General features: G+C 70.5%; 22 protein-coding genes. 2 read left to right on the forward strand and 20 right to left on the reverse strand.

The features are described from left to right. Window positions 1–188: 188 nt before the first annotated feature. The 10 genes from ACFWXQ_RS18075 to ACFWXQ_RS18120 form a co-directional block, all read right to left on the reverse strand. On the reverse strand, window positions 189–311 hold the full coding sequence (locus tag ACFWXQ_RS18075; protein WP_383941926.1) for a hypothetical protein: 123 nt from the start codon (window positions 309–311) through the stop codon (window positions 189–191). After that, on the reverse strand, window positions 308–2,617 hold the full coding sequence (locus ACFWXQ_RS18080) for a xanthine dehydrogenase family protein molybdopterin-binding subunit (RefSeq protein WP_383941923.1): 2,310 nt from the start codon (window positions 2,615–2,617) through the stop codon (window positions 308–310). The genes ACFWXQ_RS18075 and ACFWXQ_RS18080 overlap by 4 nt, the downstream gene beginning before the upstream one ends. Further along, a complete protein-coding gene (locus ACFWXQ_RS18085; protein ID WP_383941920.1) occupies window positions 2,614–4,179 on the reverse strand; it encodes a 2Fe-2S iron-sulfur cluster-binding protein in 1,566 nt (521 codons plus the stop codon). Before ACFWXQ_RS18085 ends, ACFWXQ_RS18080 begins: the two co-directional genes overlap by 4 nt. Further along, window positions 4,176–5,069 carry a xanthine dehydrogenase family protein subunit M gene (locus ACFWXQ_RS18090; RefSeq protein ID WP_143632667.1) on the reverse strand — a complete coding sequence of 298 codons (894 nt, stop codon included), beginning with the start codon at window positions 5,067–5,069 and terminating at the stop codon, window positions 4,176–4,178. Before ACFWXQ_RS18090 ends, ACFWXQ_RS18085 begins: the two co-directional genes overlap by 4 nt. Window positions 5,070–5,346: 277 nt before the next feature. After that, complete coding sequence (locus tag ACFWXQ_RS18095) at window positions 5,347–7,002, reverse strand: beta-N-acetylhexosaminidase (RefSeq protein ID WP_383941916.1); 1,656 nt, start codon at window positions 7,000–7,002, stop codon at window positions 5,347–5,349. Between the two features lie 3 nt (window positions 7,003–7,005). Then, window positions 7,006–7,890: a carbohydrate ABC transporter permease gene (locus tag ACFWXQ_RS18100; protein ID WP_383941913.1), complete on the reverse strand. Its 885-nt coding sequence runs from the start codon at window positions 7,888–7,890 to the stop codon at window positions 7,006–7,008. After that, window positions 7,887–8,981: a carbohydrate ABC transporter permease gene (locus tag ACFWXQ_RS18105; protein WP_383941910.1), complete on the reverse strand. Its 1,095-nt coding sequence runs from the start codon at window positions 8,979–8,981 to the stop codon at window positions 7,887–7,889. Before ACFWXQ_RS18105 ends, ACFWXQ_RS18100 begins: the two co-directional genes overlap by 4 nt. A 5-nt stretch (window positions 8,982–8,986) precedes the next feature. Next, the gene (locus ACFWXQ_RS18110; RefSeq protein WP_383941991.1) at window positions 8,987–10,273 is read right to left on the reverse strand and encodes an extracellular solute-binding protein; all 1,287 of its coding nucleotides are present in this window, start codon (window positions 10,271–10,273) and stop codon (window positions 8,987–8,989) included. 338 nt (window positions 10,274–10,611) lie between these two features. Further along, entirely contained in the window at window positions 10,612–10,911 is a 300-nt protein-coding gene (locus tag ACFWXQ_RS18115; protein WP_143632673.1) for a DUF3039 domain-containing protein, read from the reverse strand. A gap of 29 nt (window positions 10,912–10,940) precedes the next feature. Beyond that, window positions 10,941–11,513: a YqgE/AlgH family protein gene (locus tag ACFWXQ_RS18120; RefSeq protein WP_055614623.1), complete on the reverse strand. Its 573-nt coding sequence runs from the start codon at window positions 11,511–11,513 to the stop codon at window positions 10,941–10,943. 251 nt (window positions 11,514–11,764) lie between these two features. Here ACFWXQ_RS18120 and murA point away from each other — a divergent pair, with 251 nt between their 5' ends. Continuing rightward, window positions 11,765–13,111, forward strand: a complete 1,347-nt coding sequence (murA, locus tag ACFWXQ_RS18125; RefSeq protein ID WP_055614624.1) for a UDP-N-acetylglucosamine 1-carboxyvinyltransferase — start codon at window positions 11,765–11,767, stop codon at window positions 13,109–13,111. Between the two features lie 339 nt (window positions 13,112–13,450). Here murA and ACFWXQ_RS18130 read toward each other — a convergent pair whose 3' ends face one another. The 6 genes from ACFWXQ_RS18130 to ACFWXQ_RS18155 all read right to left on the reverse strand — a co-directional run bounded on the left by ACFWXQ_RS18130 (window position 13,451) and on the right by ACFWXQ_RS18155 (window position 20,721). Continuing rightward, complete coding sequence (locus tag ACFWXQ_RS18130) at window positions 13,451–13,732, reverse strand: HU family DNA-binding protein (protein ID WP_007382399.1); 282 nt, start codon at window positions 13,730–13,732, stop codon at window positions 13,451–13,453. Window positions 13,733–14,185: 453 nt separating this feature from the next. Beyond that, complete coding sequence (locus ACFWXQ_RS18135) at window positions 14,186–15,601, reverse strand: NAD-dependent malic enzyme (RefSeq protein ID WP_383943520.1); 1,416 nt, start codon at window positions 15,599–15,601, stop codon at window positions 14,186–14,188. Between the two features lie 416 nt (window positions 15,602–16,017). Next, window positions 16,018–18,513 carry a HelD family protein gene (locus tag ACFWXQ_RS18140; protein WP_383943523.1) on the reverse strand — a complete coding sequence of 832 codons (2,496 nt, stop codon included), beginning with the start codon at window positions 18,511–18,513 and terminating at the stop codon, window positions 16,018–16,020. Window positions 18,514–18,595: 82 nt separating this feature from the next. Next, window positions 18,596–19,366, reverse strand: coding sequence for a zf-HC2 domain-containing protein (locus ACFWXQ_RS18145; RefSeq protein WP_383943526.1), 771 nt, complete (start codon window positions 19,364–19,366; stop codon window positions 18,596–18,598). 38 nt (window positions 19,367–19,404) lie between these two features. Beyond that, on the reverse strand, window positions 19,405–19,926 hold the full coding sequence (locus tag ACFWXQ_RS18150; RefSeq protein ID WP_010039908.1) for a sigma-70 family RNA polymerase sigma factor: 522 nt from the start codon (window positions 19,924–19,926) through the stop codon (window positions 19,405–19,407). Between the two features lie 195 nt (window positions 19,927–20,121). Then, window positions 20,122–20,721 carry a CGNR zinc finger domain-containing protein gene (locus tag ACFWXQ_RS18155; protein ID WP_383943529.1) on the reverse strand — a complete coding sequence of 200 codons (600 nt, stop codon included), beginning with the start codon at window positions 20,719–20,721 and terminating at the stop codon, window positions 20,122–20,124. A gap of 245 nt (window positions 20,722–20,966) precedes the next feature. Here ACFWXQ_RS18155 and ACFWXQ_RS18160 point away from each other — a divergent pair, with 245 nt between their 5' ends. Beyond that, on the forward strand, window positions 20,967–21,548 hold the full coding sequence (locus ACFWXQ_RS18160) for a DUF1772 domain-containing protein (protein ID WP_383943532.1): 582 nt from the start codon (window positions 20,967–20,969) through the stop codon (window positions 21,546–21,548). Here ACFWXQ_RS18160 and ACFWXQ_RS18165 read toward each other — a convergent pair. The 4 genes from ACFWXQ_RS18165 to ACFWXQ_RS18180 all read right to left on the reverse strand — a co-directional run bounded on the left by ACFWXQ_RS18165 (window position 21,497) and on the right by ACFWXQ_RS18180 (window position 26,319). Next, the gene (locus ACFWXQ_RS18165) at window positions 21,497–22,726 is read right to left on the reverse strand and encodes a uroporphyrinogen-III synthase (RefSeq protein ID WP_383943535.1); all 1,230 of its coding nucleotides are present in this window, start codon (window positions 22,724–22,726) and stop codon (window positions 21,497–21,499) included. The two genes, ACFWXQ_RS18160 and ACFWXQ_RS18165, sit on opposite strands and share 52 nt — an antisense overlap. Before the next feature lie 156 nt (window positions 22,727–22,882). Continuing rightward, window positions 22,883–24,265: a nitrate/nitrite transporter gene (locus ACFWXQ_RS18170; RefSeq protein ID WP_383943538.1), complete on the reverse strand. Its 1,383-nt coding sequence runs from the start codon at window positions 24,263–24,265 to the stop codon at window positions 22,883–22,885. Window positions 24,266–24,413: 148 nt separating this feature from the next. Continuing rightward, window positions 24,414–25,571, reverse strand: a complete 1,158-nt coding sequence (locus ACFWXQ_RS18175; RefSeq protein ID WP_383943541.1) for a hypothetical protein — start codon at window positions 25,569–25,571, stop codon at window positions 24,414–24,416. Window positions 25,572–25,599: 28 nt separating this feature from the next. Further along, on the reverse strand, window positions 25,600–26,319 hold the full coding sequence (locus tag ACFWXQ_RS18180) for a hypothetical protein (RefSeq protein ID WP_383943544.1): 720 nt from the start codon (window positions 26,317–26,319) through the stop codon (window positions 25,600–25,602). Window positions 26,320–26,583 lie beyond the last annotated feature (264 nt).

Raw genomic sequence — 26,583 nt, forward strand, 5'->3', positions numbered from 1 at the left:
ACCTGTGGACAGACTCACGGAAAACGCATGGAGAACCCGTGGAGGATGCCCCGCCGCCCAGCGGTCCTCCCACTGCCCAGAACATTACGCGGCACCACTGACAATGCCCCGGCACCGCCGTGACCAGCGGCTTCCCGGCGGCGTTCGGCCGTGGCCGGACCTCGGCCCGGCCCTAGCCCGACCCGGGCTCAGCCGAAGTACACGCCGCCCGCGACGACCACGACCGCCGCCAGCACGAACACCAGCAGCCACAGCATCAGTTTCCCGACGCCGGGGGCCGGTTCGTAGCGCGGCGGCTCGGGCGGGGTCACTGCGTCGCCGTCACCACGGCCGCCTGCGGCCTTATCGGCAGCCGGTTCACCGGACGGCCCGTGGCCGCCCGTACCGCGGACGCGACCGCGGCCGGGGAGGTGACCACCGGGACCGCGCTGACGGCCTTCGCGCCGAAGGGCGCGACCACGTCACGCTCCTCGACGAGCTTGACGATGCGGATGTCGGGGGTGTCGAGGGCGGTCGGCAGCGAGTACCCCGTGAGGTCGGGGTGGCGCACCAGCCCGCGCGCGGTGCGCAGGTTCTCCGTGAGGGCGACACCGATGCCCTGGGTGACACCGGCCTCGATCCGGGAGGCGAGCTGCGCGGGGTTCAGCACGCGCCCCACGTCCTGGGCGAGCGCCATCTCCACGACGCGCACCGAACCCAGCTCGATGTCGACGTCGACGACCGCGCGGACCGCGCAGAAGGCGAGCCCCACGAAGGCGTCGCCCTGGCCGGTGCCGTCGAGCGGCTCGGTGGGGTGCGGGCGGCACTGCGCGGTGGCCCACAGCTCCTTGCCGTCCATCGCCTCCGTGACGGTGGTCGACAGCACACCGTCGTACGAGGTGATCTTGCCGTCGGTGATCTGGAGGAGCTCGGTGGACATCCCGAACTTGTGGGCCAGGGGCTGCAGCAGCTGCGTACGGACCATCTTGGCGGCCCGTTCGACCGCGCCGCCGGACACCCAGGTGTGGCGGCCGCGGCAGCTGGGCCCCGCGGGGGGCTGGTCGGTGTCCACGGAGGCGACGTGCACCTCTTCGATGCCGAGCGTCTCCTGGACGATCTGCCGGGCCAGCGTGGTGAAGCCCTGGCCGGTCTCCACGGCCGCGCAGAGCACGGTGGCGATGCCGTCGTGGACCTTCACGGTGGCGGTCGAGACCTCGTCCGCGCCCTCGGCGCCGAGCATGTGGACCATGCCCAGGGCGTAGCCGACGCCACGCCGTACGGCACCGGGTTCGCCGGCTCCCTCGGGTCCGCCGGGCAGCAGCCACTCGTCCTCGGGCGTGTCCTTCGGGAGGGCGGGCAGCGGGAAGTCCTGTACGGCCTGCAGCAGTTCGGCGACCGGGGCCGGGCAGGTCACGGTCTGGCCGGTGGGCAGCACGTCGCCCGTGGCCATGGCGTTGCTCAGGCGCAGTTCGGCCGGGTCGACGCCCAGCTTCTTGGCGAGCTTGTCCATCTGGGCCTCGTAGGCGGCGCACACCTGCATGGCGCCCTCGCCGCGTACGTGCCCGGAGGGCGGGTTGTTGGTGCGGACGGCCCAGCCCTCGATGAAGGCGTTCGGGACGACGTAGGGGCCGCAGGCGAAGGAGACGGCGGCGGCGAGGGCCTCGGACGACGTGTCGGCGTACGCGCCCGCGTCGAGCAGGATCTGTGCCTCGACCTTGACCAGCTTGCCGTCGCTGTCGGCGTGGTGCCGGTAGCGCAGGAGCGTCGGGTGCCGGTGGGCGTGCCCCAGGAAGGACTCTTCGCGCGTCGCGGTGAGTTTGACCGGACATCCGGTCTTCATGGCAAGCAGTCCGAGGGCGAGCTGGAAGCTCTGGTCCTCGCGGTCGGCGGTGGCGCCGGGCACTCCGGTGACGACGACCTTCACGCGCTCCGGTTCCAGGCCGTAGCAGGCGGCGGCCGTGTCGCGGTCGGCGTGCGGGTCGGTGGACGCCACGTAGAGCTCGACCCCGCCGTCGGGGCGGGGCACGGCGAGGCCGGCCTCCGCGCCGATCGGGGCCGGGTCCTGGCGTCCGATGCGGTACAGGCCCTCGACGACGATCTCGCCGGCCGCGTCCGGGTCGCCGTGGCGCAGCGGGATGTGGCGGATCAGGTTGCCGTCGGGGTGCAGGGGTTCGGCCTCGAACGCCTGCTCAGGGTCGGTCACCGGGTCGAGTGTCTCGTATTCGACGATGACGGCGGCCGCGGCCATGCGGGCGGTGTCGGGGTGGTCGGCGGCGACGGCCGCGATGGGCTCCCCGTGGTGGCGTACGACCTCGGAGGCGAACACCGGGCGGTCGGCTCTGCCGCGGCCGTGCAGCGCGGTGCCGGGTACGTCCTCGTGGGTGATGACGGCCCGTACGCCGGGCATCTCGCGCGCGTGGGTGGTGTCGATGGACAGGATGCGCGCGTGCGGGTGCGGTGATCTGAGGACGGCGGCCCACAGGAGGCCCTCGGCCCACAGGTCGGCCGCGTACGGGAAGGTGCCCTCCGTCTTGGCGCGGGCCTCCGCGGACGGCAGGGACACGCCGAGGCCGTGGGGCAGCGGCTCCGGGGCGGTGCCGGGCTCCGCGGTGGTCGCGGTGGCGGTGTCGTTGCTCACGCCTGGCCTCCGTCCTGGCCGTACGGCTGCTGGTGCGGCTGTGGGGACTCGAACGCGGACGGGTTGACGCTTCCGGCGCCGGGGCCCGCCTGGTGCGGGATACGGGCGTCGGCGGAGTCCGCGGTGTCCGTGGCATTGTCGCCGGACGCGTGGGCCTCGCGCTCGGCGACGACGTCGCGTACGGCGTTCAGGACGCCGCGGTAGCCGGAGCAGCGGCACAGGTTGCCGCACAGGGCCTGGCGCGTCTCCAGTTCGGTCGGCGCCGGGTTGCCCTCCAGGAGGTCGTGCACGGTCATCGCCATGCCCGGGACGCAGAATCCGCACTGCACGGCGCCGCATTTGGCGAGCGCCCGCTGGACGTCGGAGGGCTGCCCGTCGGCGGCGAGTCCCTCGACGGTGCGCACCTCGCTCCCGGCGGCGGTCACGGCGGGCACCAGGCAGGACGCCACGAGCCGGCCGTCCACCTGCACGTTGCAGGCCCCGCACTCGCCCTGCGAGCAGCCGTCTTTGGCGCCCGCGAGACCGAGCCGCTCGCGCAGTACGTAGAGCAGCGATTCGCCGATCCAGGCGTCCGTCACGGGCCGTTCGACGCCGTTCACCCGCAGGACGTACGAGGCGAGGGGGTGGTCGTTGTGCGCGGGGGTGCCCGGGGTGTCGTCGGCCGCGGGTCCCTCGGCGGCGTCGGCAGGTGACTCGGCGGTCTCCTCCGGAGAGTGCGTCCCGCGTTCGGAGGCAGGTTCGTCGGCCCGTTCCGGGGGTCCGTGACCGGCCGGTGCGTCACCCGGCTCCTCGCGCATCGTGCCTTCGCGCATCGATTCTTCGCGGTCCACGGAGACCGCGATCTCGTCGGCGTGCGCTCCGGAGACGTCGATGATCTCGGCCGCCTCGATCTCGGCGGCGGTGGGCCCGGCGGTGCCGTGCTCGGCGTGGGCCGCGGCCTCCCCTGCGGGCGGCTGCTGTCCGGGGGCCGGCTGCTGGGCCCAGGGCTCGTTGGCCCAGGGCGCCGCCGCTCCGCCCGGCAGGGTCGCCGGAGGGGTCCCGCCCCACTGCTCGACCAGGGCCGAGGTCGTGAACTCGCCGGACTCGTCGGGCAGATCACCGTCGGCGACGGGAATCGACCACTGCCCGGTCACGTCCTGGCCGGGCGCGCCCTGGTCCCCGTGACCGCCCTGGCGGCCCTGTGCGGGCTCGTCGAAGGTCCACTGGCCGGTGGCCCCCGGGTTGTACACGAAAGCGTCCTGGGCGCCCTGCCGGTGCTCCTCGGGCAGGGTGTTGGGGTCGGGCCACTGCACGGGCTGCGGCTGCCCGCCCTCGGGCGGCGCGGCCCAGGAGCCGGGCGCGGCCGGGTCGGTGCCGTCCTCCGTGGCGGGCGAGGGCGCTATCGGCGGCGGTACGTAGCCGTGGCCGGGCGCGGCGAGCGGCGAGTCGGCCAGGAGCGCGTCGATGCCCCCTTCGGGGAGCTTGACGAAGGCGGTGGCGCCGTCGTCGTAGTCGCCCTGGGGCAGCGGATCCCAGCGGCTGCCCGACCGGGGGCCGCTCTCTCCGTGCTGGTCGTCGGTCACGAAAGTGCCCTCCCCAGTGCTCGTCGGGCCAGCGCGGCGACAGTACGCCGCAGGTGCAGTACGGCGGGTGGCAGTTGCTGGGCGGAGCCGTCCTCGGCGGGCGCGGGGTCCGGGATGCAGGCCGCGGCGACGTACTCGCCGAAGGCGTTCAGCGCCTCGGGCACGATCGCGCGGTTGTTGTCCCAGTCGATCAGCGAGGCGACCCACTGCTCGGCGTCCAGGGGCCGCAGCGGCATCGGCGCTATGGCGCCCACGGCGCACCGCACTCCGCGCCGGGCGGGGTCCAGGACGAGCGCGACGGACGCGATGGCGCGCCCGGGCCCGGTCCGTCCGGTCGCCTTCAGGAAGACCTGCGGGGCGTGCAGCAGCGGCACGCGCACGTACCCGATGAGTTCGCCGCCGCGGAGCATCTCCATGCCCGCGAGCAGGTGGGACACGGGGATCTCGCGGCGGGCGCCGCCGGGGCCCGCGATGATGAGCGTCGCCTCCAGTGCGGCGAGCACGGGAAGCGCGTCCCCCGTGGGGGACGCCGAGGCGATGTTGCCGCCGAGGGTGCCCGCGTTGCGGATCTGCGGCGGTCCCGCGGCCCTCGCGGCGGCCGCGAGGGCGGGGATGAGGGCGGCGAAGTCGGGGCGTCCCATGCGGGCGTGGGTGAGGCCCGCGCCCAGGAGCGCGTGGCCGTCCTGGTACTGCCAGCCGCGGATCTCGCTGATCCGGCCGAGGCCGACGAGCGCGGCGGGCCGCAGTTGCCCGGAGTTGACGGAGGCCATGAGGTCGGTGCCGCCGGCCACGGGAACGGCCGCGGGCATGGCTGCGAGAGCCGCCACGGCCTCGTCCAGCGAGGCGGGCAGTGTCACGGCCTGCGCCGCCTGCGGTGCGTGCGTGGTCAAACCGGCTGCCCCTTCCCGCTGCCCCACCTGGTCCCACCTGTGTTGCCGTACGGTACGTGCTGACAGGGCGGACGTGGCAACTCTGGCACATCTTCCCCGCCCCTCGGCGCGGGGGTCCGCTAGGAGGCATTCCTACCGCCACCAGCGGATGGTCCGTTTTCGCACCACATCGCCCGTCAGCGCGAATTGGCAGCCTTCGATGGCCCTTGGGGGCCTTTCTCCTTGAGGGTCACCGTCCCAGGGCAACCGCTTCGGACGACACCCCTTGGGAGGCACCTCACACGTTCGGGGGCGCTCCCTCGATCGGGCGTCCGAGCACTCCTGGGCGCTGCTGCCAGGGCAACGGCCCGGTGGGGGGCCGGTAGGAGACTCCGAGGGCGTCAAGTCGCCCGTAGTGGGCGCTCATCCGCCGCTCGAAGCCGGCGAAGTCGCGCTCCGCGGGGTCGGGCAGGGCGCTCCAGGCGACCTCGGCGAAGGCGGCGAGCCGGGGGAACGCCTGGTAGTCCACGCGGGTGCGGTCCTCCATGACCTCGGTCCACAGGTTGGCCTGGGTGCCCAGGACGTGCCGCGCCTGATCGGAGGTCAACTCCGGTGGAACGGGCTCGAAGCGGTAGACGTCCTCAAGGGTGCGTACGAAGCCGATCGGCACCGGCTCGTCGGGGCCGCCGTGCTGACGGTGGTCCAAGTAGACCTGCTGCTCGGGGCACATGACGACGTCGTGGCCCGCGCGGGCGGCCGTGATGCCGCCGCGGTAGCCGCGCCACGAGGACACGGCGGCGCCCGGGGCGAGGCCGCCCTCCAGGATCTCGTCCCAGCCGATCAGCCGACGCCCGCGCGCGGTCAGCCAGTTGTCGAAGTGCCGGATGAACCACGACTGGAGTTCGTCCACGTCCGCGAGCCCGAGGTCCACGATCCGTTCCTTCGCGGCCGGCGACGCCTCCCACTGGTCCTTGGCGCACTCGTCGCCGCCGACGTGGACGAACTCCGAGAAGCCGACCGCGTCCGCGGGGAACAGGTCGAGGACTTCCTCGAAGACGCCCTCGTAGAAGCGAAGGACGTTGTCAGTGGGGGCGAGTACGTTTTTGGAGACGCCCCAGGTGTCCCAGACGGAGAGGGAGGTCGTGTCGATGACGTCGGTGTTGCCGAGTTCCGGATATGCGGCGATGGCGGCCTGCGAGTGCCCCGGGATGTCGATTTCGGGGACGACGGCGATATGCCGCTCGGTGGCGTACGCGACGATCTCGCGGATGTCGTCCTGGGTGTAGAAGCCCCCGTGCGGCTTGTCCTCCCAGAGGGGCGAGGCGCGATGGCCGAATTTGGTGCGCGCCCGCCAGGATCCGGTCTCCGTGAGCTTCGGGTACCGCTTGATCTCGATACGCCAGCCCTGGTCGTCCGTGAGGTGGAAGTGGAAGACGTTCAGCTTGTGCGCCGCCATCAGGTCGAGATAGCGCAGGACACCGTCCTTGGGCATGAAGTGCCGTGAGACGTCGAGCATGAGGCCGCGCCAGGCGAATCGCGGGGCGTCCTGGATCTCGGTTTCCGGCAGCTGCCAGCCGGTGCGCCGCAGAGGGGCACGCCGGAAGGCGTCGGGGCCCAGCAGCTGCCGTAGCGTCTGGGCACCCCAGAACACCCCGGCCGGGCCGCCTCCGGTGACAAGAGCCCGCCGGTCGCGGACCGTGATCCGGTAGCCCTCGGGCGGCAGTTGCGGGTCGAGGCGCAGTTCGACGGAGTTCTCCGCCGCGTGCCCGGACGGCCCGGGTTCGCCTTCGCGCAGCGGAAGCCCCGTGGCGGCGACGAGCACCGCGCGCAGCCAGCGTGCCGTGCCGTCGGTCTCCGGTCCCGCCGTGAGGGTCGTCTCCTCGTCGAGCGGGAAAACGCCGTCGCCCCAGGTCGACGTGGTCAGCGGCCCGGGAATCAGTTCCGAGGTGGTCATGTCTCAGTCCTTCACCGCGCCGCCCAGTCCGGAGACCAGCCGCCGCTGTACGAGTACGAAGAAGATCAGTACCGGAATGGTCATCACCGTGGACGCGGCCATCACACCGCCCCAGTCGGGGTCGTCGGGCTTGTAGAAGACAAGGAGGGCCATCGGCAGAGTGGACTGCGAAGTGTCGCTGATGATGAAGGACTTGGCGAAGAGGAAGTCGTTCCACGCGGAGATGAACGAGAACACGCTGGTGGCGACGAGCCCGGGAAAGACCAGCGGGAAAAGGATCTGCCACAGGAACCGCGTCCGGCTCGCCCCGTCGATGTAGGCGGCCTCTTCAAGGGCCTCCGGGACGGCCTTCACAAAGCCGCGCAGCATCCAGATCGCGAAGGGCAGCGAGAAGGCGATGTGCGGCAGGATCAGCGCGCCCAGCGTGTTGAGCTGACCGAGGTCCCGCATCTGGAAGAAGAGGGGGATCGTCAGGGCCTCGACGGGCACCATCTGCGCGATCAGGAACATGATGAGCAGGGTGGTGCGGAAACGGAAGCGGAATCGTGTCACGGCGGTCGCGGCGAGAAACGCGATGAGCGCCGAGACGGCGACCACGGTGACCGCCACGACAAGGCTGTTGAGGAAGTACCGGCCGAATTCCTGCTGCCCGAAGACGCGTCGGAAGGAATCGACCGTCGGGTCCAGCGTCCAGGGCCGCGGCTCGGCCGACTCGATCTCCCCGGCGGGCTTGAAGGCGCTGAGCACCATCCAGTAGAGGGGGAATGCGACGACCGCCGCGATCAGCAGTGCGGACGCCTCGGCGGCCAGCCGCCACGGCCGCTGTACGGAACGTCGTGCGAAATCACGTACAAAGCCTTCTGTTTTCACGGGACTTGCGGAACTCACAGCTCCTCCCCCTGCCTTCTGATCAGCCTCAGATATACGAGCGTGACGGCGAGCAGAATCAGCAGCATCACCACTCCGATCGCCGAGCCGAGGCTGTACTGGGAGGACGCGAAGGCCTTCTGGTAGGCGTACACGTTCAGTACGAGGTTCTGGCCGGCGATGCCTCCGCCGCCCGTCATGACGTAGATCTGCGTGAAGACCTTGAAGTCCCAGATGACCGACTGGATGGTGACGACCACGAGGATCGGCCGGAGCATCGGGGCGAGCACCGAGCGCCAGATCCGCCACTGGGAGGCGCCGTCCAGGGACGCGGCCTCCAGCACCTCGGCCGGTACGGCGCGGATGCCGGCGTACACCGTGACCATCACGAACGGGAAGGAGCACCAGACCACTTCGAGCAGGACGAGGGCGAAGGCGCTGTAACGGCCGTACGTCCAGGAGTGGTCGCCGAGCCCGAGGATCCGGTTGACCGGACCGAAGTCGGGGTCGAAGAGGAGCAGCCACACCGTCGAGCCGGTCACCGCGGGTGTCGCCCACGCGCCGAGCGCGGCCAGCATCAGCGCGAGCCTCGGCACGGCACGGACACGTGTCAGAAGGACGGCGAGCGCGCAGCCCACCGCGAGCGTCGACACCACACACGCGCCGGCGAACAGCACGGTGGCCAGCAGGACCTGCCAGAACTGCGGGTCCCCGAAGAGCGTCGCGTAGTTCCCGAACCCCTGGAAGGTCGCCGGCTCCCCACCGCTGACCTGCGCCTGCGTGTACTCCAGGAACGAGATCAGCCCGAGCTGGTAGACGGGGTAGACGAGCAGCCCGCCGATGACGACGAGCGCGGGGGCGAGGTAGAGCCAGGGCGTCCAACCGCCCCGCGCGAGCGGGGACTTGCGGCCCCCGCCGCCACGGCGGCCCGGGCGGGCCGCCGTGCGGACGGGTGCGGGCGACGCGCCCTTTGCCGGACCGGACCCACCCCGCCGGGGCGCGGGCGGGGCCGTGGCCCCTGGCAGCGCCCCGTCCGGCCCGCCGTCGCGCGAGGGCGATTCCGCGGACGGGCCCGGCGGCGGAGCGGCCCCCGGCAGCGGACGGTTCGTCATCCGGGTCACCCCGCGGAGCTGAAGGCGTCGTTCATCTTCTTCGCCGCGTCCTTCGAGGCCGCGTCCACGCTCTTACGCCCGCTGACGACCTCCTGGAACATCGTGGGCAGTACGAGGGACGCGTCGATCTGGGACCAGGCGGGCGAGGCCGGGACGAACTTGGCGCCCGCGCCCAGGGTCTTCACGAAGGGCGCGACGAACGGCTCGCGCTTGGCGACGTCCTGGCGTACGTCCGTGAACGTCGGCAGGAAGCCCATGGCGTCGAAGAGTTCGTCCTGCGACTTCTTCGAGGCGAGCTGCTCCATCAGGTCGACGGCGAGCGTGCGGTGCGAAGTGCTGTTCAGCACGCCGAGGTTGTTGCCGCCCGCGAACGCGGGAGCGATCTCACCGGACTTCACTCCGGGCAGCGGCACGACCGCGTACTTGCCCTTGACCTTCCCGGCCTCGATCGCCGCGTGACTGAAGTCGCCGCCGATCGCCATGCCCGCCTTGCCGGAGGCGAACGCGGTGACGGTGTCGTTGCCGCCCATGCCCGCACACTTGGCGGCCGGACAGTTGTCGTCGCCGAACAGCGAGGTGTACGCCTTGATGCCCTTCTGGGCGTCCGTGCCGTCGATCGTCGAGGCGTACGAGCCGCCCTTGCCCTCGGCGATCTCGCCGCCGTTGGACCAGATGAACGGCATCGCGCCGTACGTGTAGGCACCGCCGACCGCGAGCCCGTACAGGTCCGGCTTCGCCTGCCGGATCTCCTTGGCGGTGCTGATCAACTCGGCCTGGGTCTTGGGTACTTCGAGGCCCAGCTCCTCGAACACGTCCGTGCGGTAGTAGAGGGCGCGGACGCCGACGAAGTACGGGGCGCCGTAGATCTTGCCGTCGACCGTGACGGACTGCTTGGCGGTCGGGTCGGTGTCCTTGGACTCGCTCCAGTCCGTGAACTCCTTGGTGACGTCGGCGAGTCCGCCGTCCTTGACGTAGCCGGCCGTGTCGGTGTTCCCGTACTCGATGAGGTCGGGCGCGCTCTTGGGGTCGTTGAAGGCGGCCTTGATCTTCTCGGCGCGGGTCTCGACGGGGATGTACTGGACGTCGACCTTCGTGCCCTTGTGGGCCTTCTCGAAGGCGGCGACGACACCGTCGACCACTTTCTCCTTCGGAGCGGTGTCGACCTCCTGAAAGAGCCACACCCGCAGGGTGCCGCTCTTCTCGTCCTTGTCCCCGGAGTTGTCGGAGGACTCGGGGGCGCAGGCGGTGGCCGTGAGCCCGGCGACGACAAGCGCGGCTATCGGGGCGGCCATTCGGGCGATGAGTTTCGAGAGCTTCACGGGGCGTCCTCCGGGGGAGCGCGTTGCAGCACGTGCAATGGTGGTTTTGCGCTGCACAACACGTCGGAGGCTATGGAGTACATGAACATGGCCACAAGAGGTCTCAACCACTCTGTGACCACTCGAAGCACTCCGTGCAACGAGTGGCTCGTACACGGGCAGTGCAAAGGCCCCGGCAGCGCCCAAAGAACGCATCCGGGGCCCATCGCCGCACAGGCCGGTACCGCTCGGCACGGCACCACTGCGCCCGGCGCCCCCGCACCGGGCGGAAGGTCACCGGGCGGAAAGCCACCGGAGGCACGCCGGAGGCGTTACTTCTTGTCGCCGCCGCCCTTGCCCTCGTCGCCGCCGGCGCCCATGGACTCGTAGATCTCCTTGCACATGGGACACACGGGGTACTTCTTCGGGTCGCGGCCCGGCACCCACACCTTGCCGCAGAGCGCCACGACGGGCGTGCCGTCCAGCGCGCTCGCCATGATCTTGTCCTTCTGGACGTAGTGGGCGAAGCGCTCGTGGTCCCCGTCGCCGTGCGACGTCTGCGGCGTCGGCTCTACGAGGGTCCCCGTCCCAGTGCCTCGCTGGGGCTGGGTCTCAGGCTCAAGAGTGCTCATAGACGCAAGAGTACTGAAGCCGGGAGGCATCAGTTGAGCGAAGGGTCGTCCGGGTACGTGGCCACCATCGCCAGCTCGTTGCGCTGGCGGCGCAGCACCTCGCGCCACAGCCGTTCCGGAGAGGGCGAGGAGACGTCTCCGGGCTCCGACTCCACCACGTACCAGGCGCCCTCGCCGAGCTCGTCCTCCAGCTGTCCGGGGCCCCAGCCGGCGTATCCGGCGAAGATCCGCAGCGAGCCGAGGGCCGAGGCCAGCAGCTCCGGCGGGGCCTCCAGGTCCACGAGCCCGATCGCCCCGTGCACCCGGCGCCAGCCCAGCGGAGCGCGCTCCCCCGACGCGCCCCCCGGGATCACCGCCACACCGAGCGCGGAGTCGAGCGAGACGGGGCCGCCCTGGAAGACCACACCGGGCTCGCCCGCGAGGTCCGCCCAGCCCGAGAGGATGTCGCTCACATCCACCGGTGTGGGGCGGTTGAGGACGACACCCAGGGAGCCCTCCTCGTCGTGGTCGAGGAGCAGCACCACAGCACGGTCGAAGTTCGGGTCCGCCAGGGCGGGCGTGGCCACGAGCAGCCGCCCTGTGAGCGAGGACACCTCGGTCATGCGAGACATGATCCCGCATCTTCCCCGTGCGGGGGGAGGCAATACCCGTACCCGGGTGAATGCAGCTCAGGGCGTACAGATGCAGGTGGAGCGCACGACCTCGACGGTGACCCCGTGTGTCCGTTTAGGAGCGGTTCGTGTTGTGGCAAAGCTATGACGTCCCTGGGGCGCCCTTGGGCTTACTGAAGGGGGGTAGGCGGCCATTACGCTTGCTTCTTCGCCCCTGCCCAACCAACCGGAACGCGAGATACATGACCGTCAACGGCTCAGACGACGTACTCCTTGTCCACGGCGGAACCCCGCTGGAGGGCGAGATCCGTGTCCGCGGTGCGAAGAACCTCGTACCGAAGGCCATGGTCGCCGCGCTGCTCGGTAGTGCTCCGAGCCGACTGCGCAACGTCCCCGACATCCGTGACGTGCGGGTCGTACGCGGGCTGCTGCAGCTGCACGGTGTGACGGTCCGTCCGGGCGAGGAGCCGGGCGAACTCGTCATGGACCCGTCGCACGTGGAGAGCGCGAACGTCGCGGACATCGACGCGCACGCGGGCTCGTCGCGTATCCCGATCCTCCTCTGCGGTCCGCTCCTGCACCGCCTCGGGCACGCGTTCATCCCGGGCCTGGGCGGCTGTGACATCGGCGGCCGGCCGATCGACTTCCACTTCGAGGTGCTGCGGCAGTTCGGCGCGACGATCGAGAAGCGCGCGGACGGCCAGTATCTGGAGGCTCCGCAGCGGCTGCGCGGCACGAAGATCACGCTGCCGTACCCGTCCGTGGGCGCGACCGAGCAGGTGCTGCTGACGGCCGTCCTCGCGGAGGGCGTGACGGAGCTGTCGAACGCGGCCGTGGAGCCGGAGATCGAGGACCTGATCTGCGTTCTGCAGAAAATGGGCGCGATCATCGCGATGGACACCGACCGCACCATCCGTGTCACCGGTGTCGACAAGCTCGGCGGCTACACCCACGCGGCCCTGCCGGACCGTCTGGAGGCCGCCTCCTGGGCTTCCGCGGCCCTGGCGACCGAAGGCAACATCTACGTCCGCGGCGCCCAGCAGCGCTCGATGATGACGTTCCTGAACACGTACCGGAAGGTGGGCGGTGCCTTCGAGATCGACGACGAGGGCATCCGCTTCTGGCACCCGGGCGGCCAGCTGAAGTCCATCGCGCTGGAGACGGACGTGCACCCGGGCTTCCAGACGGACTGGCAGCAGCCGCTCGTCGTCGCCCTCACGCAGGCGACCGGCCTCTCCATCGTCCACGAGACGGTGTACGAGTCCCGCCTCGGCTTCACCTCCGCGCTCAACCAGATGGGCGCGCACATCCAGCTCTACCGCGAGTGCCTCGGCGGCTCCCACTGCCGCTTCGGCCAGCGCAACTTCCTCCACTCGGCGGTCGTGTCGGGCCCCACGAAGCTCCAGGGCGCCGACCTGGTCATCCCCGACCTCCGCGGCGGCTTCTCGTACCTCATCGCCGCGCTGGCGGCCCAGGGCACGTCCCGCGTCCACGGCATCGACCTGATCAACCGCGGCTACGAGAACTTCATGGAAAAGCTCGTGGAACTGGGCGCGAAGGTCGAACTGCCGGGCAAGGCGCTCGGCTGACAGCCCGCCGGCGCGTACCGGCTCACGGCAGTCCCGCTACCGGCTGGGGGTCCGGGGGTTGTCCCCCGGATGGACACAGCATGGAAAAGCTGGTGGAACTGGGCGCGAAGGTGGAGCTGCCGGGCAAGGCGCTCGGCTAGCGAGAGTCGTCCTGGCCGGCGGCACTCGGCCCGGCCGGGCGCTGTTCGGCCCGGTCGGCGTTCGAGGCCATTGGTAGGCGCAACAGCGATGGGGCGGCACCCGGATCCCGGGTGCCGCCCCATCGCACATCCTGCTGCTACTGCCTACCTACCTGCTACTACCTGCCGAACACCGTCCCGCGAGGTGTAGACGGCAAGGTCACTTGCCCTTGGCGGCTTCCTTGAGCTTGCTGCCCGCGGAGACCTTGACGCTGTAGCCGGCGGGGATCTGGATCGGGTCGCCGGTCTGCGGGTTCCGCGCGGTGCGAGCGGCACGGTGGGTGCGCTCGAAGGTCAGGAAGCCGGGGATGGTGACCTTCTCGTCGCCCTTGGCGACGATCTCACCGACGGTCTCGGCAAAGGCGGCCAGAACGGCGTCGGCGTCCTTGCGGGTCACCTCGGCACGGTCGGCCAGCGCGGCCACCAGCTCACTGCGGTTCATGTTGTTACTCCCGTGTTCTTCTTGCCGTTGAGGCGTGCCACGCGGCGGAGCCGCATATTGGGCACGTCGAAGCCGATGCTGCCAGGTTCCTCGTCGGTCCCCGGACCCGGGTCCGTGGCCGGACCCTCGCGCCCGAAGACGCATCCTGCCCCCACCTGCGGCGGGAAAGCCAATCCGGCACCCCTGGGAGTCACACGAAAAGCGCCACGGCCTCGAATTGGTGACGCTCCGTCGGTTCCCGGCAGCGGACCGCAGGGCCTGAAAGGCCTGGTGGGCCCTCAGGGACTGAGCCATGGCCGCCACCCTAGAGGCGGCCTGACGCCCCGCGTCCGGCGACGCGCCGGTACGGGGGCCGGGTGGCAACCGTCACAGTCGCCACCTGGCGGGGAATTTCCCCGCCCCGGCTCCCCTACCCAGTCCGGTCCATTTCAGGGGCGGCAGCCCTCAGAAGGCTCAGGCCGTCGCGCCCGCCGCCTTCGCCGCGGTGCGGACCGCACCGGCGACCGCGCCCGCGACCTTGTCGTTGAAGACGCTGGGGATGATGTAGTTCTCGTTGAGCTCGTCCTCGGTCACCACGTCCGCCAGGGCGGTTGCGGCCGCAAGCATCATCTCCGTGTTGACCGTGCGGGACTGGGCGTCCAGCAGGCCGCGGAAGACACCCGGGAAGACCAGCACGTTGTTGATCTGGTTCGGGAAGTCGGAGCGGCCGGTGGCCACGACGGCCGCGGTCTGGCGGGCGATCGCCGGGTCGACCTCGGGGTCGGGGTTCGCGAGCGCGAACACGATGGCACCCTCGGCCATGGCGGCCACGTCGTCGCCGTCCAGCACGTTCGGGGCGGAGACGCCGATGAAGACGTCCGAGCCGCGCACGGCCTCCTTGAGCGTCCCCGTGACCCCTTCGGGGTTGGTGTTGTCGGCGATCCACCGCAGCGGCGAGTCGGCGGCGGCCTTCACCAGGTCCTCACGGCCCGCGTGCACGACACCATGGATGTCGGCGACGACGGCGTGCTTGACGCCGGCGGCGAGCAGCAGCTTCAGGATGGCCGTACCGGCCGCGCCCGCGCCGGACATGACGACCCGGATGTCACCGATCCCCTTGCCCGCCACGCGCAGCGCGTTCGTGAGGGCCGCGAGCACGACGATCGCCGTGCCGTGCTGGTCGTCGTGGAAGACGGGGATGTCGAGGGCCTCACGGAGGCGGGCCTCGATCTCGAAGCAGCGGGGGGCCGAGATGTCTTCCAGGTTGATGCCCGCGAAGCCCGGGGCGATCGCCTTGACGATCGCGACGATCTCGTCGGTGTCCTGGGTGTCCAGGCACAGCGGCCAGGCGTCGATGCCGGCGAAGCGCTTGAAGAGCGCCGCCTTGCCCTCCATGACCGGCAGGGCGGCCATCGGGCCGATGTTGCCGAGGCCCAGCACGGCGGAGCCGTCCGTCACGACCGCGACGGAGTTGCGCTTGATGGTCAGCCGGCGGGCGTCCTCGGGGTTCTCGGCGATCGCCATGCACACACGGGCCACGCCCGGGGTGTAGATCATCGAGAGGTCGTCACGGTTGCGGATCGGGTGCTTGGACTGCATCTCGATCTTGCCGCCGAGGTGCATCAGGAACGTACGGTCGGACACCTTGCCGAGCGTCACGTCCTCGATGCCGCGCAGCTGCTCGACGATCTCGTCGGCGTGGGCGGTCGACGACGCCGCGATGGTGACGTCGATCCGGAGCTTCTCGTGGCCGGAGGCCGTCACGTCGAGGCCGGTCACCGAGCCTCCGTGGGACTCCACGGCCGTGGTGATCTGGGAGACCGCGGTTCCGCTCGCGGGCACCTCCAACCGGACCGTAATCGAGTAGGAGACGCTGGGCGCCGTTGCCATGGCCGACTTCCTCTGCTTTCACCGGGTGCTGCGAGCGCTACTGGTTCGCGGGTTTGCCGTCCGATCGTCGCACCTACCGCGGAGTACGTGGTAGCCGCCCTGGATTGCGAACGTTTTGTTCTCAATCAAGGAGAGGCCCCTGTCACTGGGTGACAGGGGCCTCTCTTCCGCTCACGACACGTCGAACGGAACACGTTCAATGACACCGACCCGCCATGCTCGCCTCGCGGCAAGTGGTCGCTCGTAGCGACGAAGGTTGGGCCCGGGGGCTTGGATCGGGCCGGTGCCACACCAACCGTAACAAACGATCCCCGTAAGGCAATTCCCGTACCGGAGGTTCACGGAGAAGGTTCTTCGGTCAAGGTCCGGTCCGGCTCGCGGGGCGGGCCGGAGCCGGACCGCGAGCCGGGGCCCGGTCAGTCCCGCAGCAGGTCCGGCACCCCGTTCGCGTCCGGTTCGTCGCGGTCGGCCGAGACGACGGTGAGCTGCTGAGTGGCCCGGGTCAGTGCCACGTACAGCACGCGCAGCCCGGCCGGTGACTCGTCGGCGATCTCCGCCGGGGAGACGACCACCGTGGCGTCGTACTCCAGGCCCTTCGCCTCCAGGCTGCCGAGCGCCACCACCCGGTCGCCGAGCCCGGCGAGCCAGCGAGCGGCCTCGGCGCGGCGGTTCATGGCGACGACGACACCGACCGTGCCGTCGACCTGGTCGAGCAGCCTCGCTGCCTCCTCCCGCACCGTCTTGGCCAGGGAGTCCCGTACGACCGCGCTGTGTCCATTGTTCGTTGCCACAAAACGCGGCCGTACGCCCGTGGAGCGCACCGCGGACGGGGAGGTGGAGCCGGGCATGGCCAGGGCCAGGACCTTGGCGGCGAGCTCGGCGATCTCGGCCGGGTTGCGGTAGTTCACGGTGAGCGTGAAGCGGCGGCGCGGGCGCGTGCCGAGGGCCTCGTCACGGGCCTCGGCGGCCTCGTCGGGGTCCGACCACGAGGACTGGGCGGGGTCGCCGACCACGGTCCACGTGGCGTGCCGGCCGCGGCGGCCGATCATGCGCCACTGCATGGGCGTGAGGTCCTGCGCCTCGTCGACGATGACGTGCGCGTACTCCGTGCGCTCCTGGGCCAGCCGTTCGGCCCGTTCGCGCTGCGTCTCCTCGCGTTCGGGCATGAGCTCCTCCAGGCCCGTCAGCTGGTCGAGCGGGTCGAGGTCGCGCTTCCTGCGGGGGCGGGCCGGGGTGCCGAGGATGGCCTGGAGTTCGTCGAGCATGGCCACGTCGTGCACGGAGAGGCCGTCCCGCTTGAGGGAGCGGGCGACCCGCCGTACCTCACCGGGGTTGAGGATCCGCCGCGCCCAGCGGCCGAGCCGTTTCTCGTCGGCCATCGCCTCCAGGACGGCACCCGGTGCCAGCTCGGGCCACCAGGCGTCGACGAACTCGATGAAGCTGTCCTCGGAGCTGACGTCCTCGTCGAACGAGGAGCGCAACTCGGCCGCCAGCTCGGCGTCCGTGTGCCGGGTCCCGGCGCCGGACCGCGCCCAGAGGGCGTCGAGCAGCAGCTTGCGGGCGCGCGGGCGCAGCAGGTTCACGGGGGCGGTCCCGGAGAGCGCGTTCTGGCGGATCCGGTCCAGCTCGGGCGCCTCCAGCTCCAGCCGGCGTCCGAAGGCGACGACGCGGAGACGGGTGGTGGATGTGGCGGAGCGAGCCTGCGATTCGTCGTCGGAGTCGCCCGAGTCGCCCGAGTCGTCAAAGTCGGCGAAGCCGTCGTCCGGGTCGCCGAATGCGAGCTGCCCGTTCTGCCCGTTGCGGCCGTTGCGGCCCGCCTGCCCGTTCCGCCTGCCGCGCGCGGGCCCCTGGCCGGGCCCGCCCGGCGCCTCCAGTGCCCCGCGCGCCGCCTTCCGCAGCACCTTGAGCATCCTGTACGAGCCCTTGGCGCGGGCCACCGCCGGCGAGTCGTACAGCGTGGCCTCCGCGCCGTCGACCAGGGAGCCGACCGCGCGGATGGCGACCTGGCCCTCCTCGCCGAGGGACGGCAGCACGCCCTCGGTGTACGCGACCAGCAGAGGCGTGGGCGAGACGATCAGGATGCCGCCCGCGTACCGCCTGCGGTCCTGGTAGAGCAGGTAGGCGGCCCGGTGCAGGGCGACCGCCGTCTTGCCGGTGCCCGGCCCGCCCTCCACGTACGTGACGGAGGCGGCGGGTGCCCGGATGACCAGGTCCTGCTCGGCCTGGATGGAGGCGACGATGTCCCGCATGGTGTGGCTGCGGGCCTGGCCGAGCGCGGCCATCAGCGCGCCGTCGCCGATCACCGGCAGTTCGCGGCCGGAGAGGGAAGCTTTCAGCTCCGGGCGCATCAGGTCGTCCTCGACCCCCAGGACCCTGCGGCCCTTGGAGCGGATGACCCGGCGGCGTACTACCCGGCCGGGGTCGACCGGTGTGGAGCGGTAGAACGGCGCGGCCGCCGGGGCCCGCCAGTCGATGACCAGCGGCGAGTAGTCCGAGTCCAGGACGCCGATGCGGCCGATGTGGAGGGTCTCCGCGATCTCGGCGGTGTTGTCGGGCCGTACCGCGCCCTCGGCGGGCTCGACCGCCGTGTACGCGCCGTCCGGGCCCTTCTTGCCGTCCTTGCCGAGGAGGAGGTCGATCCTTCCGAAGAGGAAGTCCTCGAACTCGTTGTTCAGGCGGTTGAGGTGGATCCCCGCCCGGAACACCTGCGCGTCACGCTCCGCGAGTGCTCCGGGTGTACCGACCTGGCCGCGCTGGGCGGCGTCGTTCATCAGGAACTCCGCCTCGTGGATCTTTTCCTCAAGACGCCGGTACACCCGATCCAGGTGTTCCTGCTCGACTCCGACCTCCTGGTCGCGCACGGAGTCGCCCACCGGATCGAACGCCGTTTCCTGCTGAACCTGAGCCGCCACCGGGCCCCCTTCTGACGTGCATCGCAGCCGTCAACCGTACGCGAAGGGGAGCCCGGGAGGCTACGTTTCCGCTCTTGATCGCCTACACGTCGACCTCGACCAGCTTCTTGCCGGCGAAGGTCATGACCTCGAAGTGGTCGATGTCCTCGGGGTTCATGGCGACGCCACCGTGTACGTAGAGCGGGTTCTTGGCCTGCTCCGTCGTGGCGTTCGCGATGCCGTAGCCCCACTTCGGGACCGCCCAGGTGGTCGCCGTCTCCCGCTCGCCGTTCTTGCCCACGGCGATGAGGGAGCACTTCTCCGGCCCCTTGACGTTCTTCAGCTCCAGGACCGAATGGGTGCCCCAGGCCTTGCCCTCCATGCCCACCACGGCGCTGACCTTGGTGGTCGGGTCCGTGGCCTTGACCTTGTCGGTCATGTGCGTGAAGGCGTCCTTGGCCGGGCTGGCGGACTGCAGGGGCTTGGCCTCCTGGGTCGTGTCGCCGCCGGTGGCCGCGATCGCGACGATGGGGCCGCCGATGATCAGCGAGGCCGCGAGCCCGAAGAACGCACGACGGCTCCTCTTGGCCTTGACCCGACGCTCCACGACCTCGCCGACCAGCCGGTCCGCGAGCTGCGGGCTCGGGCGGGCGGAAAGCGACTCGCCGATGGCCGGAGTGCCCTGAGCAGCGGGCAGATCCGCCAGAGCCGCGAGCATCGGCTCCATGCCGGCGAGTTCGTCGAGCTGCTGGCCGCACCACTCGCAGGTCGCGAGGTGCGCCTCGAAAGCGGTGGCCTCGGCGTCGTCGAGGATGCCGAGCGCATAGGCACCGACCGTCTCGTGCACATCGCCCTGCCCTTGCGAACTTTGCATGGGTCCAGGACTACCCGTTCCGTATCCCCCGTATGTGCTCATGCCGTCACCCCCCGCTCCTCCAGTGCGAGCTTCATCGAACGCAGGGCATAGAACACCCGTGAGCGCACCGTGCCGCTGGGTATCCCCAGGGTTTCGGCGGCCTCGTTTACGGTACGCCCCTTGAAGTACGTCTCGACCAGTACCTCCCGGTGGGCGGGGGTCAGGTCGTCGAGCGCGTCAGAGAGTGTCATCAGCCACAACGCCTTGTCGATCTCGTCCTCCGCGGGAATGACCTCCAGCGGCGACGGGTCCACCTCCTGCGGCCGGGCCTGCCGGCTGCGGTGCCCGTCGATGACGATGCGCCGAGCGACCGTCACCAGCCAGGGGCGTACCGAACCGGTAGCCCGGTTGAGCTGTCCGGCGTTCTTCCAGGCACGGATGAGCGTCTCCTGTACGACGTCCTCCGCGCGCTGCCGGTCACCGGCGACCAGCCGCAGCACATAGGCGAGCAGAGGCCCGGCGTGTTCACGGTAGAGCGCACGCATCAGCTCCTCGTCCGGCTCCGAGGGCTGGGACATACGATGTCGGGCCCTCGGCAATCGTTCATCGGCCACGGCGGAATCCTTGCGCACGCCTACCTCCGGTGTCCGGGGGATCCCCCAGTCGGTCGCTCATCCCGGGATACGGGCGCAGGCGCGGCTGTGTTCAAAGTGACGGGCATTCTTTGTGAGGAGAGTGTGGGGAAGTTGGGGGCTCTCCTTCACGGAGGAACTCTAAGCCCGCGCGAGGGCTGCTCTGCGCCGGTGCCTGGCAACGCGTTCGCGGTTCCCGCACACCTCACTGGAGCACCACCTGCGACGACGCCCCCTGGACGTATCCAGGTACACGATGGGGCAGTTGTCTCCCTCACACTGCCGGATGCTCGCGCGGGCGGCCGGATCCGTCAGCAGCTCCACTGTGTCACGGGCGATGGCCGCGAGCAGCGCCGCGGGGTCCGGCGGGCCGTCCAGGGCGCGTACGAGCGAGCCGCCGGCGTCCCACACCGCGTGCGGCACGGGCGGTGCGGTGCGGGCGAGTTCGTTCACGCGGGCAAGCGCGATACCGAAGGGCCGGGAATCCCGGGAGGGCTCAACGCGTACCAACTGCCCTATATGGCTGCGTAGTTCGCGAAACCCGAGGAGCCAGGAGGAGTCGACGCACGCGAGCGGCGTGCCCGCCGGGACGAGTCCTGATCCGGAGATCCAGGCCCGCAACGGCTCCGCCGAGTCGAGCCGTTCCTCGGGGTGCGTGGTCGCCAGGAGATCGAGACAGATCCGTCCGGAGTCGAACCGCAGCTCGTACGAGGCCGTGGCTGTGGCCGTGCCCAGTGCCATGTGCCTGTCACCGCCTTGGGGTTGCCGCCATGCGGGGCCGGTGAGTGGTCGTGAGTGGGGGTACGGGAGGGGGCCGTGCAGGGCCCGTACTCCCTACAGTGCCTTCCCCCGCGCGCGGCGGGAAGCCCCGCGCCGGGCCGTACCCTCCCTCGCGCCGCCCGCCCCTCCCCCTGCTGGACGTCCGCTTATGCGGGCGCGCGTCCGAAGCATGTCGTCCGCCGGGGCCCGCCGGTTGACTGAAAGACATGGCAACCACCACGGAGAGCAACAAGGGGCGGCGTTCGACCGCCGGGGGTGTACTGGTCGCGGCCACGGTCGTCACGGGTCTGGTCGCCGGGCTGTTCTACGCGTACGCGAACAACGTCATGCCGGCGCTGGCCCGCAGCGACGACCGCACCTACATCGAGGTCATCCAGAACATCAACGACGTCATCCAGAACCCGGTGTTCCTCCTGAGCTTCAACGGCGCCCTGCTGCTGACGGCCTTCTCGGCCTGGCAGTTGCGCGGCTCGCCACGCGTCCGGGTGTGGGTGTTCGCGGCACTCGTCACCTACGCGCTCGCGTTCCTGGTCACCGTCGTCTTCAACATCCCGCTGAACAACGAGATCATGGACGCCGGAAATCCGGCCACGACGGCCGATCCGGCCGCCGTGCGCGAGAGGTTCGAGGACCCGTGGGTGGCCTGGAACGTCGTACGCGCCGTACTGCACATCGTGGCGTTCGGCCTGCTCGCGCAGGCTCTGGTGCTGTACGGGCGTTACGGCCGGAGCGGTCGTCAGTCGTCGCCGTACTTGGAGTCGGCCACCGGGTCGAGCGCCAGCCGGTAGCCGCGCTTGACGACGGTCTGGATCAGCTTGGGCGCCCCCAGTGCCGTACGCAGCCGGGCCATCGCGGTCTCCACGGCGTGCTCGTCCTTGCCGGCGCCGGGCAGGGCCCGCAGCAGTTCGGCGCGGGCCACCACCCAGCCGGGCCGCCGGGACAGCGCACGCAACAGCGACATTCCGGCGGGCGGCACGGGCCGCAGCAGGTCGTCCACCAGCACGGCGTGCCCCCGGATCTCCACCCGGTGACCGGCGATCGGCAACGTTCGCGCCCGGGACGGCAGTTCCTGACACAGCACCTGTACGAGGGGGCCGAGCCGGAAGCGTTCCGGCTGGACCGTGTCGATGCCCCTGGCCTGCAGCGGCAGCGCGGTGACCGGGCCGACGCAGGCGGGCAGCACGTCGTGGTTGAGGGCGGCGAGCAGTTCGGGCAGCAGCCCGCGGTCCTCCGCGCGGCCCAGCAGCGAGGCGGCGGCCGGGGCGCTGGTGAAGGTCAGCGCGTCCACACCGCGGGTGACCGTGGCGTCGAGCAGCCGGTCGACGGGCCCGATGTCCTCCGGCGGCATCCACCGGTACACGGGCACGCCGACGACGTCCGCGCCGGCGGCCCGCAGCGACTCGACGAACCCGGGCAGCGGCTCACCGTGCAGTTGGACAGCAATCCGGCGCCCCTCGACCCCCTCCTCCAACAGCCGGTCGAGCACCTCGGCCATGGATTCGGAGGACGGGGACCACTCCTCGGTCAGCCCCTGGGCCCGTATCGCACCCTTGACCTTGGGTCCGCGGGCGAGCAGCTCGACTCCGCGGAGCGTGTCGAGGAGATCCCCTCCCAGCCCCCACCCGTCAGCGGCCTCGACCCACCCGCGGAACCCGATCGCGGTGGTCGCGACCACGATGTCCGGGGCCTCGTAGAGCAGTTGCTTGGTCGCCGCGAGCAGCTCGCTGTCGTCGGAGAGGGGCACGATGCGCAGGGCGGGCGCGTGCATGACGGCGGCGCCGCGCCGCTGGAGCAGGGCTCCGAGTTCGTCGGCACGGCGGGCGGCGGTCACACCGACGGTGAACCCGGCGAGGGGCCCGTGCCCGGGCCGGTCGGCTCGCTGCTCTGAACGTTCCTGGGGTCGCTGCTCTGCTCGCTGCTCGGGTCGTGGCTCAGGGCGTTGCTCCGGTCGCTGCTCTTCGTACATGGCTGGCTCTCGTCCCGCTGGAGTGGTGTTCGTCCTGCGTCACCCGCTGGGTTGGGGCGTCCACTGAACGCCCTATTTGCCCGCATCATGGCGGATGACCGAGCCTGTCAATCGTGCGTGACAGGCTCGGTTCCGCTTGATGTCGGCCGTGTTACGTCACACTTCCGCGTAGCTGAGCTGCGACTTCGCCTCGGAAGCGGTCACCGCCGGGGAGTCGGCGGACGCCGGGCGACGAAGGTATACGGCCCAGGTGACCCCGAAGCAGACCGCGTAGAAGGCGAGGAAGGCGACGAAGGCCCCGGTGCCCGACCCCACGCTCAGGAACGACTGCCGGAAGGCGAGGTTGATGCCGAGACCGCCGACCGCGCCCACGGCCCCGATGAGCCCCATCGAGGCACCGGACAGCCGCCGCCCGTAGGACGCGGCCTCCTCGCCGGTGAGCCCCAGGGCGGTGGCCTTGGCCTGGAAGATGCCGGGGATCATCTTGAACGTGGAGCCGTTGCCGAGCCCGCTCAGCACGAACAGCACGATGAACGCCGTGGTGAACAGGGGCAGGGACTTCTCCATGGAGGCGACCACGATGACGGCGGTCGCGGCGCCCATGGCGACGAAGTTCCACAGGGTGATCTTCGCGCCGCCGTACTTGTCGGCGAGCCAGCCGCCCACGGGCCGGATCAGCGAGCCGAGCAGCGGCCCGATGAAGGTGACGTACGCGGACTCCAGCGGCGTACGCCCGAACTGCGTCTGGAGCACGAGCCCGAAGGCGAAGCTGTATCCGATGAACGACCCGAACGTCCCGATGTAGAGGAAGGACATGATCCAGGTGTGCGGGTCCTTCACCGCCTCCTTGGCAGCACCGGTGTCGTTCTTCACGGACGTGATGTTGTCCATGTAGAGGGCGCCGAGCACGGCGGCGACGACGATCAGCGGAATGTAGATCCCGAGCAGCACCCGCGGACCGCCGCTGGCTCCGATGACGGCGAGCGCGACGAGCTGCACGACGGGCACCCCGATGTTGCCACCGCCGGCGTTGAGCCCAAGAGCCCACCCCTTCTTCCTCAACGGGAAGAAGGAGTTGATGTTGGTCATGGAGGAGGCGAAGTTCCCGCCTCCCACACCGGCGAGCATGGCGCACACGAGGAAGGTCCCGAAGGACGTCCCCGGCTCCATCACGATGAACGCCGCGATCGTCGGAACGAGCAGCATGCTCGCCGCGACGATGGTCCAGTTCCGGCCACCGAAGCGCGCGACGGCGAAGGTGTACGGCACTCGCACGATGGCGCCGACCAGCGTGGCCATGGAGATGATGAAGAACTTGTCGGCCGGGGTGAGCCCGTACTCGGGCCCCATGAAGAGCACCATGACGGACCACAGGGTCCAGATCGAGAACCCGATGTGCTCGGAGAGCACGGAGAAGAAGAGATTCCGATGGGCGACCTTCTCCCCCGTCTCCTTCCAGAAGGTCTCGTCCTCCGGGTCCCACTGCTCGATCCAGCGGCCCCCCTTGCGCGGTGCGATGCTGCTGCTCGGGGCTGTCATCTCACGCCTCCACAATTTCTCCGGCTGGTCCACCCGAAGGTAGGGACGACGCGTTTCCGCCCTGTGCCAACGGGTGACCGCCGAGGAACGTTGCTCTCACCCCGGGGCGGGGGGCGCGGTGAGGGTTTTTTCGGGGGGTGGGGGGTTTCTACTGGTGAGGGGGTGACTGCGGGCCCGTGTAGGGGTTCGTAGGAGGGACGGGGTGGGGGTACGCCTGCGGCTGGGGCGGTACGGGGTCGGGGTGGGCGTGGGGAGGGGCTGGGGGGCCGCTGTACTGGCCGGGGGGCTGGGGTGCAGCGTACGGGCCGGAGGGTTGAGGGGTGGCGTACGGGCCTGGGGAGTAGGGGGATGCGGTGGGCTGGGGTGTGGGGGGAATGGCGGCGACGGGCGGGGGTGTGTGGGGAACTGCGACACCGGGCTGGGGAGCGTGGGGGCCTCCGGCGCTGGGTTGAGGTGTGTATGGGCCGCCCGTGATGGGCTGAGGTGCGTACGGGCCGCTGGCACCGCGTTGAGGTGCGTACGGACCGCCGGCACCGGCCTGAGGTGCATACGGACCTCCCGTGACGGGCTGACGTGCATACGGACCGCCGGCACCGGGCTGAGGTGCATACGGGCCTCCCGCGCCGGGGGTTCCGGCGGCTCCGCCGAAGGGGTTCGCATGCCCGGGCTGGGGGGTCGCGTACCCGGGGAGGGGGTTCGCGTACCCGGGCGCCTGCGCGCCCTGCGGCAGGTAGCGAACCCGCCCGGTCTCGTCCGTCACCGGCGTGAACCCGGCGGCCCGCAGGCGCGCCGCGAACTTCGCGTTGCGCTTGCGTGTGACGGCGAACCCGATGCCGAGGACCCCGAGGAGCAGCGCCCACACGACCCCGGACCCGGCAAAGGCGACACCGTCACCACCGGTCCGCATGGCCAGAATCACACATCCGACGGTGCCGCCGAGGGCCCCGTAGAGCATGCGTTTCTCGGCACTTTTGCCGGTCAGGTCGAAGTTGATCCGCGCCTTGAGGAGTTCCAGGGCGTCGGGCACGAAGGGCGGGAGGGGCCCACCACTGGCGGCCTGCGGAAACTGGGCCCGGTTCTGGGCGGCCCGCTGCCGGGCGTGGGGGCTCGGATCGGGCACGATGAGCATCTTCAGCGCGCCGTTGTGCCCACCCCCTTGCCGCACGTCCGCGTACTCGTACCCGAACTGCTGCGCAACGAAGGCAAGCCGCGCCAACTTCTTCACGGACGCCATGGCACTGGTCACCTCAACGGCTCCACCACCCGCCATGAGCTGGAACATCTTCTGCACTTGGCGGTTGCTCATGGGGGTGTACTCCGTTGGGGGCGGGTGATCATTGTTCGGGGGGCAGCCTATCCACGGCTGCGGCGGCGCCTCGATCGGTCCCGGTATCAATGGGATCGTCGAAGCTGACCGATTCCGCCAGCTGTTGGAGGATCGCGCGGTACTCCTCGCGGCGGGCCACGGCTGTCGTACTCAGCACGAGGACGACCAGACGCTTGCAGTCCGGGTGCGGGAGGTTGGCGTGGACCTGGAGGAGCGGCTGTTGTGGAAGACCGCTGTCGACGGAGGGCGTAACTACGGTCTCGCTGATCGTGGCGGGGCCGCAGGGTAGTTCGAGATACTCGACGTGCGCGCACCCCTCGACGGCAGTCACCGCACGGGCAGCTGTGACGCCGCGAGGCGCCACGACCGTGTCGCGCCAGGAGAGTGTGAAAAAGGAAAGCAGCGGCTGCCCGTTGCTCGTGCCCAGCTCCTCGACGTCGTCGCGGTGCAGGCCGATCGAGCAGTGGACAGTGCCCACCTCACGCAGCGCCCCCAGCACCTGCTGCCCCGACGCGAAGTGCGCGATGAACTGCTGGCGAGCCAACTCGTTCGGCGCCGCGTCGAGGAACGGAGCGGCGGCGGTACGCAGTTCCTCAGCGGCCGGAGAGCCGGGCTCGGGCAGCAGAGCGCCGAGCGGGAGGGCGGTGAAGCCCGCAGGTTCGACGAACCAGAGTTCCGCATCGGGGTCATTGACTGAATCGTGAAGGATGAAGGTGGGGGAGTTCATGAACCTGTCCTGCGATGACAGACGGTGCTAGCGGGATCTCTGGACGGTGCTGGGAAACAGCGCCCCCACACGGCGGGCGCGCTCAAGGTCGGCCGGACTGACGTCCTCCCACTGCCGACGAGGAACGGTCTTGGACAAGGCGGAGGGCTGATAGAGGAAGTGCAGTCTCCGGGGGGCATCGCCGCCGGTGGCCGGCGCAGCAAGGACACCGAGGAAACGTGGGTCCCCGGCGAACCAGAGGGGCTCCAGTTGGGCCTTGAGTTC

Origin of the sequence: Streptomyces sp. NPDC058697, from assembly GCF_042715345.1 — a bacterium.
GTDB lineage: Bacteria > Actinomycetota > Actinomycetes > Streptomycetales > Streptomycetaceae > Streptomyces > Streptomyces liliifuscus.